Raw genomic sequence first — 14598 nt, 5'->3', positions numbered from 1 at the left:
CTTTTCACCCCTGCCATCTCCGAACCCGGCGCCGCGCGCGTGCTACCAGCTGATACAGCGGCCGTTTCGCCTGCGCCTGCGCCGCCGCGTTTTCCGCAAGGAAGTCAGCGGAAAGCTCCGGTGCAAGGGCCAGTGGCATCCGGGTGGCCGGCACGTATCCAAATCGCTCGAAATCGGCGGCATAAATCCTGGCGACAAGCGCGCGGTCGGCCGCGTCCGGTTTGAACGCACCGCTCTTTGGAGCGCTGGCGCGCAGGGCATGCCCCATGGCACGCGGCTTGGCTTGCGTTCCGGCCAACGCGTCAAAATAGGGAATAAGCGCATCCAGCCCGTGTTCGAGATGGAAAATGGCGCAATCAGGCCCTCCGGACGGTGGCAGGAAATCGGCTTGCGGACGGCTGTGATTGTCATGCCTGTACGGGCTTGTCGCCCAAAGATCGGCTTCGGATTGCAGCCACTCACCAAAGCTTGTGCCCTGATCGACAGTTCCTTCAACTTCGGATTGGAAGCGATAGGCGCTGACGGCCCGATCCAGCGGGTGTCGCACCACGGTGAAGATGTCGCTGAAAAAGCCCACGGGAAAGAGACGTTCCAGCATGGCCCAGTCCACATGCTGTGGCGAGGTATTGGACCAGCGCCCGTCCGGGTCCACGGACAAATATTTCCGGTCCAGAAAAGCCAGAGGTCCGAACCGTTCGCTCATGTAATCTTCGACCGAACTGCCAGCGCATTTGGGGATATGGGCAAAATAGACCAGCTTGGGCCCGATGCGGGTAATCGGCATAAACATAATCTCCAGTCGATATCGGCCATCAAATTTGCTTGCGCGGCCCTGTATTCTGTCACAGGCAATGCTAGGCATGGAGCTATGGGAGTTCAACGGGAACTGTTTTTGCGGGGCGGTTTGTAATGCAGACCGTGACCGGCAGCCAAAGAGGCGCAGCACCAGCGCACAACGATGCGACGGGTCAGTCGGGCGCGGGGGAAAAAGCAAGGCTGCCGTTTCTGACCAAACTCGTTCTGATCGCGTTGCTTTTCCCCGCTTTTTTTTCGGTGGGCTCGGTCGTTCTTACACCATCCAAGTTGTTGTTCCTTTTTATTGTCCCGGTCCTGACCGTGAATCTGCTGCGCGGTAAGTATGGGCGGTTGTCGGCACCGGATTTCCTGATTTTTGGCTATGCGGCATGGATGACATTGGCCATGCTGGTCAATCACACGCCCCGTGTGGCAATCGAGTATACCGGCTCGAATACTGTGATCTTGCTGGGCGGATACCTGACCGCGCGGGCGACGATCCGGGACAAGGCTACTTTTGTTGCCATGATCCGCTTTCTGGCCTGGATTGTTGTTCTATCTTTGCCTTTTGTGTTTTATGAGGTGATTACTAGCAAGACCACCATTCCGCGCTGGGTTGCGCAGCTTCCCGGGCTTCGGTCTCATGGAGATATCAACCATGACCCGCGGTTCGGGCTGTGGCGTGCGCAATTTGTATTCCCACACCCGATTCATTATGGAATCTACTGCTCTCTGATGTTTTCGCTAGTATATGTCGGGCTAACGGAGCGCTTGGGTTGGTTTCGTCGTACCGCACTGACTGGTATCGTTGGAGTGTGCTGTTTTTTCTCGGTTTCCAGTGGGCCAGTATTGGCCGTGATGGCCCAAGTCGGGCTGATCGGTTGGTCGATCCTTTTTAAGCGGGTTTCCAATCGTTGGACCGTTTTCTGGGTAATTTCGATCTCCGCATATGTGGTGGCTGAATTGGCCTCAACACGCTCGGCTATCTATGCGATAGTGACGCGAATATCGTTCAATCCCTCCACTGCTTTCTCCCGACGGATATTGTTTAATTATGGCGTTGAGCAGATTCAACGCGCGCCGGTTTTTGGTGTTGGGTACAATTCTTGGCCCCTGCCTGCATGGATGACGGGCAGTGTCGACAATTTTTGGCTCTTTGTTGCAGTTCGTTTTGGGATGCCGGCATTTCTGTTGCTGGCAGGTGCCTTTGTGGTGGCTATGATTCTTGCTGGGCGTCGCGATTTCAGTGCAGACCCTGAGTTGGTCGCGTTGCGGCGGTCATGGATATTCACGCTTATCAGTGTCATGCTGGTGTTGGGCACGGTCGCAATCTGGGGCGAAGTGTATTCAATGGTCCTTTTCATGTTAGGAAGTGGATTATGGTTCTTAACGGCCAACCCGAAGCAGGATCCACATATCGAAACAGCCCTTGCCGAAGAAGAGCGACCACTGCGCTATTCCCGTTTTCCTGCCCAAGCCGTGCGGTATACGCGTTCTGCGCCTATGATCGTGCAGAAGTGATGCGGTGGCTGCATGTCGAATAATCCGCCATCTTCTGCCCCCGAAGCCGTATTCAGAAAAAAACGCTCAATGCCGTTGGACAGCATTCGTGCGTTCGCTATCTTGGCCGTTCTCGCCTACCATGTTGCCACGCGTTATGACGCTGCCAATCTGGATCCAGTAGCCCAGTTTGCCCGGCGCTACGGCCTACTTGGGGTGGATGTATTCTTTCCACTCAGCGGCTATCTGATCACCGGTTTCCTGCTGCGACGGTCGGATACGGAGAGTATTAAGGTTTTCTTTTTGCGTCGCGTGTTCCGGATTGTGCCTCTCTACATGGTCGCGGTGACATTGTTTCTGTGCTCGAGTTTGGTTCTAGGGTTCGAACAGGAGAATGTCGGTCGGGTCTGGATCAACTATCTGTTCCTTACAGGGTGGATGATCTTTTTCGACGGTCCTGAGGCCGTTCCCTACACCATCACATGGTCACTTTCGGTAGAGGAGTTCGCCTATATTCTCTTCGGGTTGGCAGCCTGGACTTTGCGTCGGAATTTCACCGCGTTCTTGGTTCTGATCAGCATCGCCTCAATGGCATTGCGGCTGCACCTCAATCTTTCCGGCTTCGAAGCTGTTTATAACTTCCCGCCGGCCCGGATCGATTCTATCGCCATAGGTGGGATTGTCGCGGTCTGCATGCAGCGCCGCGCGGCGAGCACACCGCTGATTTGGACACTGGCCTTGCTCGCAGGGCTATCATACCTTTTCGTATTCTGGGATGTCGCGCTTTGGAGTTCGTTGAAGTACACATTCATCGCTTTGATCACCTGCCTTTTAATAGTGGTGTGTGAGACTTATTATAAAGACGCTGGAGGTCAGGCGCTGTCATGGTTTTCGGCGATTGGATTCTATTCCTATTTCACCTACCTATTTCACTTGTTCAATATTGAACTTCTACTAAGAGTACCGGGTGTGTTTCAGCCAGCTTCAGTGCTGTCGTTTTGGGGGGTTGTAACGGTTGCACTGATTATGACACAGGCCCAAGCTGTGTTGTCGTTTCGACTCTTCGAAGGCCCATTGATGCGCTTTGGGCGGCGCATGGAACGACGCTTTCATGCTCGGCCTGTCACCACCGTGTCTGGAACTGATTGCACTTAGGAAAGAGGGGGAGGAATGCGACAGAGTATTTTGCTGCTGCCAGGCTTTTTAATGATGATCAGTGTGTGGGCAGGATTAGGGCGCGCTGAGGATCTAGCCACTATCCTGCAGGACGATCTGGCTCAAGCCGCGGCCGGAGACCGTATCGATTTGGCCCCCGGTGACTATGGCAGCGTTCATTTGCATGGTTTGTCCTTTGATAAAATGGTGACCCTCAATGCCCACGGCGAAGCCCGTTTTGATCAGCTGTATATTTCGGAGGTCCGCAACCTGCGGCTGAGCGGCATCCGGGTCGAAGCCATAGGAGGGCGGTCGGCCGTGCGGATCATGCAAAGCCAGAATGTAGAAATCGTTGACGCAGACATTAGCGGCCCGCTTAATCGTGTTGCGCCGGTGAATGCAGTCAAGTTTGGCATCGAAATCCGCGACCAGAGTGAAGAAATCACAGTTGCGAACAGCTATATCCATGATGTTCTGAACGGGATCGGAAACTTTGGTACGGCCCGTTTCACATTGGCTGACAACAGAATAGATTATATCGGAGCAGATGCGTTCAAATTTGGGGCCGTTTCCGATGGCATAATCCGCAACAATATTGGGCCGACGCATTTCTACCCGAGCGAAGATACGCATGCAGACTTCATGCAATTCCAGGGAACGCCGTCCAAAAATCTCGAAATTACCGGAAATATCCTGCTGTTGCAGAACCGGTTCGACATGCAAGGGATTTTTTTTGGGGGCGAAGGCGGACACAGCACTCTCAGCATCCGGCAGAACATCATCTACACACGGATGGCCAACGGGATCAGGGTCAAAGATGGCAAGAATATTTCTGTTCAGGACAATACGCTGATCAACGCATTTAGCGCCAAAAGACCAGCAACACGGATTTCGGTGCCTTCCGGTGCGATTGTGCAATCTAATATCGTATCCGGGAAAAAAGGAGCGCTGAAATATGAAAACATCGTCATGCAGCATCTCGAACCACAGGGCAGGTTCTACTATTCAGATTTGTTCACCGGGCTTCAGGAGGGCCAGCCTATCACCATCTACAACCTGCGGCCCGTGCAAGGCAGCCCGGCGGAAAGCTATGGCGCGCATACCCGACTAATGGAATTACAGAACGACGGGTAGGGCAGTTTCCCGATCATCCTATTTGTCACGGTTCAGGCGGCTGGCGATCTTGTTGCGTGCGCGCCGAAGAAGCTTTCGGTCCTCATGATCGATACAGGTGCCGAAGAGTACTAGGGCATAGATAATGGCAGAGACCGCGCAACCGCCAAAGAACTGCAGCCAGGTAGCAAGCGGGGAAATCTGTAGATAGCCATAACAGGCTCCAGTCGCTAGCGCAAAAGGGGTCAGCCCGGGCAGAAGCGTTTTGCGCAAAAATATCGACCATTTGCCTTTTATCAACTTTAGGCCAAAGGGCCACATGATCAGAAGGTGGACAAGTGCGTAGGCACCACCAAGCCCCAGCGCCGCACCAATCGCGCCCATGTCCCGGACCACCACGAAATACCACATTCCGACGAGGGCTGTCAGGCTGAGCGCCATCATGCACAGGTTGAAAGCACGGATACGACCGATGGAATATGCAACCTGATAAAACATTGCACTGGCCCAGATGAACGGATACGTGGCAAGCAGAAGTGTCATTGCACCTGCTGCCGAGATGTATTTTTTGCTTGCATAAAGCTCGATCAGAGGTGTGGCGAAAACACACAGGGGCGGTAATAGGAACAGCGCAGCCCAAAGATAGTAACGCCCGCCACGATAGTAGAAACTCTGTAGAGCGTCTTCACCCTCGGTTGCGTATATGGTGGTAAGCGCTGGTTTGGCCGGTGTTTCAGCGGCGAGGATCAGTTTGCGGATTTGTGTGTTTGCCAGATTTCCAACGTGAAACGAAGACACGTCTATAGCACTGCTGTAGCGATTGAGCAGCAATGCAGGTGCAGCTTGCAGAACCATCTTGTTAAGACCTTCAAACAGGGTCCAAAGACTAAAGTTCAGCAGACGCCGAACTATTGCTCCCGAAATGTGAGACAGGCGGAAGCGGGCTTCCGGCAATATCGATAGGGTGTAGAGGATCAGCACAAGCATATTGGCGAGTCCCCCGATGGTGGTAGACACCACAACCCACAAGACTTGGGCGCTGATCCCGAATAAAAGGCTTACAAGAATGGCGATCCGCAGAATTTCCGATCCCAGCAGAATAATGTTCTGCTCGACAAAGCGCATGCGCACATGCAGTCCGACCCGAAAAGGTGTGGTGGCGACCCTCAGACACAGGATGCTGACCAGCATCAACAGCATCATTTGTGCTTCGGTTCGGTATTGAGGATCAACATTGATCACCCAGTCAATATGCATTGCCAAATAGAGGCCTGCGGAAAATAGCGCTAGCGCCACAGTGACCAACACCGGAAACATCGAAGAAACAATAGTTGTTAAAGCGTCGCCGTCTCTACGCGCGTCGGCCTCGACCATGAAGCGTGATAGCCCCCGCAGAAAAACATTGGGAAACAACTCAGCAATGATCAGCAGTGAGGTTATGACTGGGAGTAGTGCATATTCTGACGGCTCAATACGCTGCAGTAGATATTGGTTGACCCAGACTAAGGCGGTCAGTCGAAGAATTACAGTTAGCACCGAACTGGTTGCGTTTACTACAAAACGGCTTACGCTGTTGTTGCGCGGCACGTTCATGGCCCTCTGGTCCGCATGTAAACGTTTACTCCTGCCATGAAATACAGGAAATGTCTGTCCACTTTACCAAAATAATGTCCTGATTTTTGTATGATGCAGGCAGTATGAGACTTCATATAGTTTGTCTATCATGACGGCAAGCTGGCGATCCCATGCGATCGAGTATCGGTACATCATTTGAATTGCGGTTGGAATGCTGCGCGCACCATGCAAGAGTCTTCATAGATTTGCGTCGGATTGGATTTTATGAATTGAAAGGTTGGCGTGATGCTAGATTTGACTGGATTTATTGCGGACCAGACGATGCAACTGCGAAGTATCTTGGCGGGGCGAAAAGCCCGAAAAATCTTTGCAATAGGTGAGAACAAGACCGGCACAACCTCGATCCATAAAATCTTTCAGGATCTTGGATATCGCTCTTACCATGGGATAAAGTGGCGCGATACGTCACATCAGGCGATCTTTTATCGCTATGATTGTTTTACCGATGGCCCTCCTGACGATATCCGCAAACTTGACCGATTGTTTCCAAATTCGAAATTTATTTTGCAGGTGCGCGATCTTGATGCTTGGCTTGATAGCAGAATAGAGCATATCAAGCGCTTACCTAAGAAAAAGAAACGGCACCCGCTATGGTCAGCCAAAGAGAGTTCCGCCCGTATTTGGCTGCGTCGTCGCGATGAATACCATCTGGATGTTCTGTCCTATTTTAGGAATAGGCCTGACGATTTATTGCTGATAAATTTTATCCGAGACCCGGATGCCGCATCCCGGATTGCCGATTTTCTAGGAAGCGAAGCGCATGTCAGTAAGCCGCATGCAAACCGCAATCCAATAGCGACTAAAGCTTTAAAAAACCCGGATATGATTGCGGCGACCCTGAACGGTCTTGGCGTCGCGGAACATGAGTGGAAAAATGATATATATTGCCCATCCCTTAAGACGCGTGAGGATTATGAGCGCTTCCCGGCGGATACTTCTTTTGTCCACAAATACGTCTGACGTGCGGGGGTGAAACTGTTTTGAACGCGATTGCAGGTATTGAGGAAAAGAGATGTTTGCGTGGTCGGCAGATGTCGAGCGCAGATCAACGAAAGGTTTTCCGGTAAATGAAGAGAGTGTGTCTTGGGCTTCCGGTCTTCAACGGGGAAGCGTACATTGAAGAGTGCATAAATTCTATTCTGGCTCAGACCTTCGGGGATTTCGAGCTCGCCATTTCAGATAATGCCTCAACCGACCGAACGACTGAAATATGTCAGGATTATGCCGCGCAAGATTCGAGGGTGCGGGTCTTTGTACAGGAAGAAAACGTGGGTGCGGCTAACAACTTCAATTTTTCCTTCTATGACACGAGCAGCGACTATTTTAAATGGTGCGCTTGTGACGACCTGTTAGAACCAGAATTCCTGCAAAAAACGTTTGAAGAGTTAGAACGCAATCCCGATCTAGTCCTTTGCCATTCGCAAACAAAAATCCTGCACGACGAAACCGGTGAGGAGGAATTGTTTGTTCCAGAAATTGACATGTTGGGCAAGGGCGCTGCTGATCGGTTCCGACAGGTTGTGCAAAAAGGGCATCGCTGCTACGAAGTGTTCGGTTTGATCCGCCGGGATGCGCTGGAACGAACCCGGTTGATCGGCAACCATCGTGGCGGGGATAACGTTCTTTTGTTTCGTCTCGCTCTGTTGGGTGCCTTTGGCATCGTGTCCGAACCTCTATTTGTGCTGCGACGCCATGCCAAGCAGTCAACGGCGTTGGTATCGAACAGCCAAGCCTACCAACAATGGTTCACTGGCCAGCCCCAAAAGATCACTTTCCCCGATTGGTATTTCATGCGTGAGGCTTGGCAGACGCCCCGCGGCCTTGAACTCGAATTCTCTACACGAATGCAATGTTACTCGGCGCTGCTACGTGAAACTTATAAACGCCGACGACGACTGCTGCAGAATGTGCGGGTTGCAGCGGAAACTGTTGTGTTCGGGGAGTCAAATCCGCATCAGCGTAGAAAGATGCTGGGAGCGAACAGAAAATAGTCACTCCGCTACGGTTTGCGCCTCTTCAAAAGCAGGAGTTGTGGGCAGAGTATTCCTGCTGCGCAGACCAGCATGTGTTTTGACGGAACCATGCCGGAAAGGCCTTGTCGGCTGACACGTCGGGCTTGGCGATAATCTCTACGTTTCGCGTAAAGCTTAGCACGGAACGCACAGAGTTGAGTCATCCGGCGGCGCAAGGCCTTACGGGATTGTTGAGATCGCTTCTTTGGCGCAGATCTGCGGTTTTCCAGAATGGTCAAGATGTTATCTATATTTTCCTCATACCAGGCATCCGATTTCGGTTTGGTCAAATTGTTACCGCCGGTGGCAGAACCGCGGATGAGGAGAATTTCCGATCGGATTGCAAATGCGCCCTCGTCAGCCAGGCGAAAGATCAAGTCCATGTCCTCGCTGATCCGCAAGTTCGTGTTGAAGGCACCGAAGCGCAGCAGATCAGCGCGGCGGCAAATACAGGTTTGGATGTTAAGCCCGTGCCCGCCTCTGGAGCACAGCCTGACAATCGGATCGTGCTCGACCTTGACGGGCTCGCCGCAAGCCAGACCGATCTTGCCGTACTGGTCCCTGAGTTCATCCCCCTGCCACGCCCAATTCGTCGCTGACAGTACGATTTCTTCGTCTGCCATCAGTGGCACCTGCTGTTCCAACTTTGTGGGCGTCCAGACATCATCACTATCGAGAAAGGCGATCAGAGCGCTGGATGCGTGGTCAATCCCAGTATTGCGTGCCGCCGCCACCCCTTGATTGGGCTGAGCAACATATTCAATACGGCCACCGAACCGAGCCTGCAATGTGTCGCGTGTGTCATCAATTGATCCGTCGTCCACGACGATGATTTCTGTTGGTGCAAGCGTCTGGGCCAACGCACTCTCCACCGCACAGCAGACAAGATCGCATCGATTGTAGGTCGGAATTATTACGCTGACACTCAAGGCGTGCGGAATGCTCACGCTCCGCTCCGATTGCCGGATTTGCCCGGAACAAATGCCAGCAAGAAGACTAGGATCAACGCATAGTAAATTTCGAAAGGGCCGGGAACAAAAGAGGCCAACAACGCGCCGGCCGCGATGAACAAGAGCAGGGTGCTCCAGCCCCACAGGCCAAAGGTACGCAATCGCTTGGCAAATATGTTGGCCATGGTAAAGCCCAAGATGGCTACAATAACGAAGTAGGCCCCGGCAAACCGAGCAATTCCCCCGGTCATCCCCAGCCCGACAGATATAGCCAAGAAGATACCGAGAAGGGCGGCAAATCGCCACAAAAATCCCAACCGCCCAAGACGTCCATCCAGGATTTCACCAAAAAACCCTGTAAAGGCAGAAGCTAGTGTCATAAATGAAGCCCGCTCTGATCATGCTCCTGCAGGGTCAGGTAAACTAGTCCGGACAAGGTTGCTTCGGTCCATGAAATACGCCAGCCCGCAACCGAAACGGTGCGGCCATCGAGAAAATCCCGGCGTGACAAGAGGGCCATGCGGCGAAGCAATTCTTCGTCCCCGAGAGGGAGGATAATCGAGTATTCTTCGTCCCGCAGCAACTCCTGCGCCAGGCTGGGCAAGCTTGCGGGAACAGTGCCGTCCATTACCAGCTTGGCACCAAGGATTGCCGCGCTGTCACTATGCGGCAGCAAGTCGGTCAGACGTCGCGCCAAATCCCAGGCTTGGGTCGACCGGCCCAAGGCGAACGTAGGTTTTGCCGATATCGCGGCAACCAGAATGGCAAGGCCTCTGAGAACAAAGCGGCGGTGAATGCGTGGCCGTGTCATGCAGCTAACTGTCCTTTTAGGTGATCTCCTAATCGCATTGCCAGTGCGATGATAAGAAAGGTAGGTGTTCCCCATCCTGCAGTCGAAAAGACGGAACTACCGGCAACATAGAGGTTCTGCATGTCGTGAATACGACAATTGCTATCCACCACACCCTGAGTGGCGCTATCGGACATGCGAGTTGTGCACATGTGATGCCAGGTCCAACGAACATTCTCCGACAATTCTGCGTCGTCCAATTCCAGCATTGAACGGCCCATACCGTAGGCAGCAGCAGTGTCAGCGAAGGCCGAAGAGGCCCAGCGTATAGTCCTAAAATCAATATCACTCAGCCGCCAATCGAGCTCGAGACGACGCAAACCCAACCTGTCCCTCTCGGCCCCCAAAGTAACGCGGCTGTCCGGGTTCGGCGCGGGTGCGAGCGACATTTCGTAGACGACTTTTGAGATGGGAGCGTTCCCATGCCAAAGATAAGTGGCGGAATATGAGCCGATCTGTTCGATATCCATCATGATGTTTGCCACATGGTCGCCGATCCCATCCGGAATCTTGCCGCGCGACAAGTTGCGGGACACCGCTTTGAGCGACCGACCGCCTTGCGTACTCAGGGCTTCTTTGCGGCTCATCAAACGCACCGAGCACGGAATCAATTCAAACGTTTCTTGCGCCTCGGGCGTGAGTTCGTGCCAGACTACGGATTCAGTTTCGCCCGAAATACTGCGACGTTGATAGAGGGCCAAATCAAGCCGGGGATTGACTGCGGTCATCTCGCCAGGAACCAGGTTGATGTGATCCGAGAAATAACGCCCTACAAGACCGTTCCTATTGCCGATCCCATCAGCATGTACAGCAGTCGAGGACAGTAGCAGCCGGACATTTTCAAGCCCCCCAGCAGCCAGAACAACCAGATTAGCCTGCAGCATAAAGGCTTTGCCATCCAGAGTTTTGACCCGAACCCCTCGTGCCTGTACACCAAGATCGTTTGTTTCAACCTCAGTCGCATTGGCATTCAGAATGACATCAATATTCTTGGCATTGGTAAGCGGTTCCAGAAAATGTTCGCCCATGCGCAAGGGGTGGATCATGAGCGCATTTTCTTGAAAATACTCAAAGTTTTGTTCCAGGCGAGGAAACCCATAGTACCGTTGTAAACCTTCGGAAGTCCATCCTACATCGGCGGACCAATCCCCGTCCCGCGGCAATCCCAACAGGGTGTGTGCCCGCTCATAATACGGCGTCAGATCCTGCCGTGTAATAGGCCAGCCGCTGTGTGGCACCCAAGCGCGCGCCTCGAATGAATTTTCGGAAAAAGGAAGGCAATACCCGGCCCAGTGGTTGGTCGTGCCACCAAAATAGCGTAGCCGGGAGGTGTCGAGATCTGCATAATCGCGCCCCACGATTTCGCCACGGTACAGATCCTGACTCTCATCATCGTAATCCAACCCTCCGCCTTCGAGTAAACAAACCCGAATATTTGGAGTGTTTAGAAATTCAAGCGCCAGCGCGATCCCGGCAGCTCCAGCGCCGACGATGCAAATATCATAAGAAAGGTCGGAGGGGTGCCCGACAGAAAGGGCATCGAAAAGCATTTAAGGACTCTCTCTCTCATTATACCAATTAAAAGTTTTGGGACCAATATTCGGGGCGGCCCCATCTAATGCAAGTAGCTTTTTGAGTGTCAGTATAGCTGTAATATGTTTTAATGCGGCTGAAAGTGAGTTAATAATTTACATGACCGGCCCGCGTGTTTTTTTACAAGAAACGTAATGAGTTTACAGGAAACCGGATGCAATACCGCGCTGAGATCGATGGATTGCGCACTATCGCCGTAATGCCAGTAATCCTTTTCCACGCCGGTCTTGATGTGTTCAGCGGCGGATATGTCGGCGTCGACGTCTTTTTCGTTATCAGCGGATACCTGATTACGTCTCTAATAGTTATCGAAATGCAGCGTGGTGAGTTTTCTATTCTCCGGTTCTATGAACGCCGGGCACGGCGGATTCTGCCAGCCTTGTTTTTGGTTATGCTCTGCTGCTTCCCCTTCGCTGTAATGTGGATGCAACCGGTGCAGCTGGTAGATTTTGCCCAAAGTGTGGTTGCAGTCATTTTCTTTGTTTCGAACTTCCTGTTCTGGCGCGAAAGCGGGTATTTTGCCGAAACTGCCGAGGAAAAACCGTTGCTCCACACCTGGAGTTTAGCGGTGGAGGAACAGTATTATTTGCTATTTCCCCTGTTTGTGATCGTAGTCTGGCGGTTTGGGCGACGCCCGACCCTGTATCTAGTGATGATCGGTACCATTCTGAGCTTTCTGCTGAGCGAGTGGGGTGCCCGGAACAGCCCAATTGCCAACTTTTATCTCGCACCAAGCCGGGTGTGGGAGTTGCTGTGCGGATCAATCTGCGCGCTCATTATTACCCAACATGGGCAGAAAAAATCAGACGTTTTAGCAGCTATAGGCCTGTTACTAATAACATACGCCATTTTCATGTTCGACGACGAAACGCCGTTCCCTTCTGTTTATACTTCGATTCCGGTTCTGGGGGCGGTGCTGATAATATTGTTTAGTGGACCGGGGACATGGGTTACTTCATTGCTGTCCACCAAGCCCTTTGTTGCCATCGGTCTCATTAGCTACAGCGCTTATCTTTGGCATCAGCCTCTATTCGCTTTTGCACGCATCCGCAGTGTGTTTGAGCCCTCGCCTGTACTCATGATGGGCTTGGCGACAACCGCTCTGATGCTGGCGGGCCTGAGTTGGAAATTTGTAGAACAGCCCTTCCGCAATCGCTCTTTCATCCGATCAAGAAATAAAATTTTCGGACTAAGCGGAGCTGCGGGTGCAGGTATTGTTGCAATTGCCGCTATTATGTTGGTGTTTCCGGTGGGTAGCGATTCGCGGACCGATCAACAGGCAGCGGATGTTCGTGTAAGAGGGCTGGCCACAAATTGTGAATCGCCCATACTTACCAATTGCAAAACAACGAAGACGCCGCAAGTTCTGGTCTGGGGGGACAGCTACGCCATGCAGGTTGTGCCTGCTATCTCCGAAGTATTTTCCGAGGCGGGAATTGCCCAATACACCAAAAGCGCCTGCAATCCGGTAATCGGGATTGTGAGGTTAGACCCGAGATATGATGATAGCTGGGTCGAGGATTGCATGAACTTCAACGCCCGTGTGCTGTCGGTGTTGGACACCAACCCATCGATTGAGACTGTCATTATCTCGTCACCCTTTATTAATTTAATGGAATCGAAATTGTTCACAAAGGATGGGGAAATTCTACCGCATCACAGCCTGTCTACTGTAGACGCTTACTTTTTTGACAGCCTATCCATGCTCACATCCCGAGGGGTGGGGGTTCTCATCATTTCTCCGCCCCCTTGGCCCAGCTACGGGCATGCGGGGGATTGCGCCCGAAAGTCAATGTTCTTTTATAAAAACATGGATTTATGCAATTATGATACGTCTGCACTTTCCCTAGAATCGTTGAAGGTCCAACAATTTCTTGAGGGTGCCAAGGCGCTCAAAGGAGTGGATGTGGTAAATTTGCAAAAAATCTTTTGCAAATCTGAGCGTTGTCGGGTTGGTGCTGAAACAACGGTCTTTTATGGCATTGGGGGGCATTTGTCGCTGCAGGGATCGTTAGAGTTGTTGAACCATGCCTCCTTTGTGGACAGCCTGGTTCACGCTACGCCCTCAGCAAATTAGGCCGCTTAGAAACAGAATTGCGACCGCAGAAATCTTTCGCATCCACAAAGCGGCTTTACTGAGATGGTGAGGAAGCCCGCTAAAGGGAGATAGTTGAAGCGTGGGGTCCTAATTAGAGTCCAAGTCTTCAATTTTGGAGTGATATGACTTTGTTTATCCGGTCGAGATGGTGTAAACTAGCCGAGTTTAGCAAGTAGCGATGTTTTGGTGGTTATAAATGACGATTTCCGACGATTTTGCGTCTGGCGGTTTGGATTCGGTGTGGAGCATTGAGGGCCCGACCGGGGTATCTTCCAGTCTTGGGACGACGGGGACGGATGCTTATCTGGAGCTTGTAACGCCGGATGGCGATTATGACGCCTGGCAGCAAAACAATGCCGCGCGCGCCATGCAAAACGCGACCGATGAAGATTTTCAGATCGAAACCAAGTTCCTGACCACCCCAACCGAGCAGTATCAGTTGCAGGGCCTGCTGGTTGAACAGGACGCGGATAACTGGCTGCGGTTCGATACTTATTCAAACGGCAGTCGGCTCTATGCTTATGCCGCGATCACTGTGGACGGTGTGTCGACGCAGGCCATTCGGGTCAAAATCAAGGGTGGGACCGCGCCTTATCTTCAGGTCGACCGTACGGGCGATACCTGGACTTTCAAATATTCCACTGACGGGATCAACTGGAAAACCGCAGGGACCTTTGACCATTCTTTGACCGTTACAGAGGTCGGGGTCTTCGCAGGCAACACCGGTGACACAGAGGGCTATACCGCGCAGGTGGATTACTTCCAGAACGCCGCCAGCCCGCTGGAAAACGAAGATGGCACAATTCTGCCGCCCAACTCACCGCCAGATGCGGTGGATGATGGCTTAACCACCGACGAGAACGTGGCGCTGGTGATCAGTGCCGCTGCAGATCTGTT

General features: G+C 52.4%; 13 protein-coding genes. 7 read left to right on the top strand and 6 right to left on the bottom strand.

Annotation, left to right across the window (positions count from 1 at the left end):
* Positions 1–4 precede the first annotated feature (4 nt).
* Complete coding sequence (locus AC2FI9_RS20430; protein ID WP_496770231.1) at positions 5–784, bottom strand: sulfotransferase family 2 domain-containing protein; 780 nt, start codon at positions 782–784, stop codon at positions 5–7.
* 125 nt (positions 785–909) lie between these two features.
* On the opposite strand from AC2FI9_RS20430, the gene AC2FI9_RS20425 reads away from it, so the two are divergent.
* The 3 genes from AC2FI9_RS20425 to AC2FI9_RS20415 all read left to right on the top strand — a co-directional run bounded on the left by AC2FI9_RS20425 (position 910) and on the right by AC2FI9_RS20415 (position 4584).
* Positions 910–2316: an O-antigen ligase family protein gene (locus AC2FI9_RS20425; protein ID WP_496770228.1), complete on the top strand. Its 1407-nt coding sequence runs from the start codon at positions 910–912 to the stop codon at positions 2314–2316.
* Positions 2317–2385: 69 nt separating this feature from the next.
* Positions 2386–3450, top strand: coding sequence for an acyltransferase family protein (locus tag AC2FI9_RS20420; RefSeq protein ID WP_496770226.1), 1065 nt, complete (start codon positions 2386–2388; stop codon positions 3448–3450).
* Positions 3451–3465: 15 nt separating this feature from the next.
* Positions 3466–4584, top strand: a complete 1119-nt coding sequence (locus AC2FI9_RS20415; RefSeq protein ID WP_496770224.1) for a right-handed parallel beta-helix repeat-containing protein — start codon at positions 3466–3468, stop codon at positions 4582–4584.
* Positions 4585–4602: 18 nt separating this feature from the next.
* On the opposite strand, the gene AC2FI9_RS20410 is transcribed toward AC2FI9_RS20415, so the two are convergent.
* Positions 4603–6156 carry a lipopolysaccharide biosynthesis protein gene (locus AC2FI9_RS20410; protein ID WP_496770222.1) on the bottom strand — a complete coding sequence of 518 codons (1554 nt, stop codon included), beginning with the start codon at positions 6154–6156 and terminating at the stop codon, positions 4603–4605.
* Between the two features lie 267 nt (positions 6157–6423).
* On the opposite strand from AC2FI9_RS20410, the gene AC2FI9_RS20405 reads away from it, so the two are divergent.
* A complete protein-coding gene (locus AC2FI9_RS20405) occupies positions 6424–7158 on the top strand; it encodes a sulfotransferase (RefSeq protein WP_496770220.1) in 735 nt (244 codons plus the stop codon).
* Positions 7159–7265: 107 nt separating this feature from the next.
* A complete protein-coding gene (locus AC2FI9_RS20400; RefSeq protein ID WP_496770217.1) occupies positions 7266–8189 on the top strand; it encodes a glycosyltransferase family 2 protein in 924 nt (307 codons plus the stop codon).
* Positions 8190–8197: 8 nt separating this feature from the next.
* Here AC2FI9_RS20400 and AC2FI9_RS20395 read toward each other — a convergent pair whose 3' ends face one another.
* From AC2FI9_RS20395 to AC2FI9_RS20380, 4 genes are read right to left on the bottom strand one after another with little or no spacing between them, the layout of a single operon-like run.
* The gene (locus tag AC2FI9_RS20395; protein WP_496770215.1) at positions 8198–9157 is read right to left on the bottom strand and encodes a glycosyltransferase family 2 protein; all 960 of its coding nucleotides are present in this window, start codon (positions 9155–9157) and stop codon (positions 8198–8200) included.
* Complete coding sequence (locus AC2FI9_RS20390) at positions 9154–9540, bottom strand: DUF805 domain-containing protein (RefSeq protein WP_496770213.1); 387 nt, start codon at positions 9538–9540, stop codon at positions 9154–9156. Before AC2FI9_RS20390 ends, AC2FI9_RS20395 begins: the two co-directional genes overlap by 4 nt.
* Positions 9537–9971 carry a hypothetical protein gene (locus AC2FI9_RS20385; RefSeq protein ID WP_496770209.1) on the bottom strand — a complete coding sequence of 145 codons (435 nt, stop codon included), beginning with the start codon at positions 9969–9971 and terminating at the stop codon, positions 9537–9539. Before AC2FI9_RS20385 ends, AC2FI9_RS20390 begins: the two co-directional genes overlap by 4 nt.
* Complete coding sequence (locus AC2FI9_RS20380; protein ID WP_496770207.1) at positions 9968–11560, bottom strand: GMC oxidoreductase; 1593 nt, start codon at positions 11558–11560, stop codon at positions 9968–9970. The genes AC2FI9_RS20385 and AC2FI9_RS20380 overlap by 4 nt, the downstream gene beginning before the upstream one ends.
* Before the next feature lie 197 nt (positions 11561–11757).
* Here AC2FI9_RS20380 and AC2FI9_RS20375 point away from each other — a divergent pair, with 197 nt between their 5' ends.
* A complete protein-coding gene (locus AC2FI9_RS20375) occupies positions 11758–13680 on the top strand; it encodes an acyltransferase family protein (protein WP_496770205.1) in 1923 nt (640 codons plus the stop codon).
* Between the two features lie 217 nt (positions 13681–13897).
* The coding region (locus AC2FI9_RS20370; RefSeq protein WP_496770203.1) for a DUF1349 domain-containing protein at positions 13898–14598 on the top strand (701 nt) is incomplete at its 3' end.

The sequence above is a fragment of the Ruegeria sp. CDSA246 genome, from assembly GCF_059611225.1.
Note: the sequence above shows the minus strand (reverse complement) of the source record. Positions and strands in the feature narration are given on the sequence as shown.